General features: G+C 64.0%; 2 protein-coding genes and 1 pseudogene. 2 read left to right on the top strand and 1 reads right to left on the bottom strand.

Annotated elements, in window-relative coordinates:
* Positions 1–611: 611 nt before the first annotated feature.
* Positions 612–2,084, top strand: coding sequence for an IS21 family transposase (gene istA, locus KYX69_RS23045; RefSeq protein ID WP_230961030.1), 1,473 nt, complete (start codon positions 612–614; stop codon positions 2,082–2,084).
* On the top strand, positions 2,081–2,917 hold the full coding sequence (istB, locus tag KYX69_RS23040) for an IS21-like element helper ATPase IstB (protein ID WP_066114260.1): 837 nt from the start codon (positions 2,081–2,083) through the stop codon (positions 2,915–2,917). The genes istA and istB overlap by 4 nt, the downstream gene beginning before the upstream one ends.
* Before the next feature lie 103 nt (positions 2,918–3,020).
* Here the strand turns inward: istB and KYX69_RS23035 are convergent.
* Positions 3,021–3,146 (bottom strand): annotated as a pseudogene (locus KYX69_RS23035) (transposase); the annotation flags it as partial.

Genomic DNA, 3,146 nt, shown 5'->3' with positions numbered 1-3,146 from the left:
GCCTAGGGCCTCACCACGAAAGGAGACGCACACATGAGCATGAGCAAGCAAGAGGCCGGAGCGCTGGCGGAAGAGGTGCACGCACGGCTGGCGAAGCTGCTGGGCCGCCCCGCCCGGTAAAGCGCATGGGGTTGCCGCGCCACCTAGGACCCTCGCCCATGACCTTGCGAGGCACTGGGATGGCGCGGCGATCTGCCGGGGCACAGCCGGGGGCCCTAGGGGGGGAAGCGCCGCTGTCCGCTGCGTATATGGGGCTTCGGATTTTTGCAGCAAAACCAACGGCCTTTAATTTACCCTGACCCTTGGAGGACGGGGGTGCAGGATAGGCCGAAAGAGTACTCTAAGGGACATCCTAAGGAGCCCCATCGGAGAACCTCACGAGAACCGCATGAGCGGTGAGTGTCGCGCGACAATCAGAATGAGAATGCGCGACAATCAAGATGAGAATCCGGTGTGGGGGGAGCGGCGCAGGGCGTAGCCCGTAGCCGTTCCCCCCACACCGGAGCACCCTTTTGGGGGCTGCCGGAGATGATCGCGGTGTTGGGTATGGTGGGGTTTTTCCTTTGAGGAGGACCCCGTGTGTGCCTGGCCGTCACATAACCGATCATCAGATGAGGCTGTTTATGACATTGAGGAAAGACCACCCGGTGGCCGTGGCTGCGGCGAAGGCGGGGATGAGCCCGGCTGCGGGCTACCGGCTGCTGAAGGATCCGCAGCTACCTTCGCAGAAGAAGGCGCCCCGTGGGCGGCGGCGTCCCGATCCGCTTGCCGGGTTCTTCGACGAGGAGGTTGTGCCGCTGTTGGAAGCAGCGCCCGGGCTGCGTCCGATTGCGGTCTTTGAGGAGCTGCGCCGTCGGCACGGCGATCTGCCGTTTGCGCGCCGGACGCTGGAGCGGCGGATCAGGGGCTGGCGTGCGCTGCATGGGCCCGAGCGCGAGGTCATCTTCCGGCAGTTGCATGAGCCGGGCAGGCTTGGCCTGTCGGACTTCACCCATATGGGCGATCTCAATGTCACGGTCGCAGGCGTGCCGCTGGAGCATATGCTCTATCACTTCCGACTGACCTATGGCGGGTTCGAGCACTGCCATGTGATCCTGGGCGGCGAGAGCTTTGTTGCCTTGGCTGAGGGGCTGCAGAACGCCTTGTGGTCCGCAGGCGGTGCTCCGCGGCGTCACCGGACGGACAGCCTCTCGGCTGCGTTCCGTAATCTTGATGCCGATGCCCGCGCTGATCTGACCACGCGATATGATGCGCTGTGCCGACATTACGGGATGGAGCCGACCCGCAACAATACAGGCGTTGCCCACGAGAACGGCTCGATCGAGAGCTCTCACGGCCACATCAAGGCTGTGGTGAGGGATGCCTTGCTGCTGAGGGGAAGCAGCGACTTTGCTGATCTGGCGGCGTATCGCGGCTTTATCGATGAGGTCGTGACCGCGCGCAATCGGCGCCATGCTCCCTCGATCGATGTCGAGCGTCGGACCTTGCAGCCGCTGCCAGATACGCGCACGAGTGATTATGAGGCCGTGCTGGTCAGGGTCACCTCATCGGGCGGCTTTACCTTGCGCAAGGTGTTCTACACCGTGCCTTCAAGGCTAATCGGACACCGCCTGCGCGCGCGGCTCTATGATGACCGGATCGATCTGTTCCTGGGCAGCACGCTGCTCATGACCCTGGTGCGCGGCCGCGCTGGCGACAATGGCAAGCATGGTCATATCGTCGATTACCGGCATGTGATCCACTCGCTGCGGCGCAAGCCGATGGCGCTTATGGGGTTGGTCTATCGCGATAGCCTGTTCCCCCGCGAAGCCTACCGACGGATGTTCGAGCATCTGCTGGAGCATGAAGGCGAGCACGCCGCCTGCAGGATGACCGTCGATCTGCTGGCCATGGCGCACGAGCGCGCCTGTGAGGCTGAGCTTGCCGGACTGCTCGAAGCCGATCTTGCCGCGCGGCGATGCCCTGACATCGCTGCTCTGCGCAGCCGGTTCTCGCCTGATCCTGAGCAATTACCTCAGGTGGATGTAAAGCTCGGGCGTCTGGCCTCCTACGACAGCCTGATCGGATGGGGAGAGGCGGCATGAGCACATCCCCGATGATCGACGCCCAGCGGCTCAGTCTGATGCTGAACGAACTGCGCTTGCCGGCAATCAAGCATATGTGGGGCGACTTCGCCGCGCGCGCCGACAAGGAAGGCTGGCCTGCCGCCCGCCTCCTGACCGCGCTCGCCGAGCATGAGATCGCCGAACGGGATCGGCGGCGGACCGAGCGGCATCTGGCCGAGGCCAAACTGCCCGCCGGAAAGACCCTCGACACCTTCGCGTTCGAGGCTGTGCCGATGGTATCGAAGGCCCAGGTCATGGCCATGTGCGCGGGTGATGGATGGCTCGAGCAGGGGGCCAACCTCATCCTCTTCGGCCCGCCCGGTGGCGGCAAGACCCATCTGGCCGCTGCCATCGGCCTTGCGCTGGTCGAGAATGGTTGGCGTGTCCTGTTCGCGCGCACTTCCGACCTCGTGCAGCGCCTCCAGGTCGCCCGGCGTGAACTGGCGCTCGAATCCGCGTTGGCAAAGCTCGACAAGTACCACCTGCTGGTCCTCGACGACTTCGCCTATGTCAGCCGCGATCAGGCCGAGACATCGGTCCTGTTCGAGCTGATCAGTGCCCGCTACGAACGCCGCTCGATGCTGATCACCGCCAACCAGCCCTTCGGCGAGTGGAACAGCATCTTCCCCGATCCGGCCATGACGCTCGCCGCAGTGGACCGACTGGTCCACCACGCAACGATCTTCGAGATGAACGTCGAAAGCTATCGGCGGCGAACCGCCGAAGCACGCCGGTCAGGCCCCGGCCGACCCGCCAACTTCACCACGCCCAAGGTCCTTGAAGCCGTCCGCGACAATCAGGACGACAAATAGACCTTGCCAGCGACAATCAACATGCCCACACAATGTCGCGCCGCGACAATCAACTTCTCATCCTGATCGTCGCGCAACTCTCACCTTGAATGTCGCGCTACACATCGGCCTGCAGGATACCGGACCAGCCTGCGAGATGGGCTTGCGGGTGCTCTCCGCGCCGATCGCGCGAGTAGTGGAACAGGACTGCCGGTGGATCGGTCCCGGCGAAGGGACGATCATCGCGCAC

It is taken from the genome of Sphingomonas sp., from assembly GCF_030145815.1.
GTDB lineage: Bacteria > Pseudomonadota > Alphaproteobacteria > Sphingomonadales > Sphingomonadaceae > Sphingomonas.
This window is presented reverse-complemented; position numbering and strand designations above follow the sequence as displayed.

Coding starts and splice junctions, on each gene's coding strand:
- istA (WP_230961030.1), top strand. CDS start 612: ATGAGGCTGTTTATGACATTGAGGAAAGACCACCCGGTGGCCGTGGCT.
- istB (WP_066114260.1), top strand. CDS start 2,081: ATGAGCACATCCCCGATGATCGACGCCCAGCGGCTCAGTCTGATGCTG.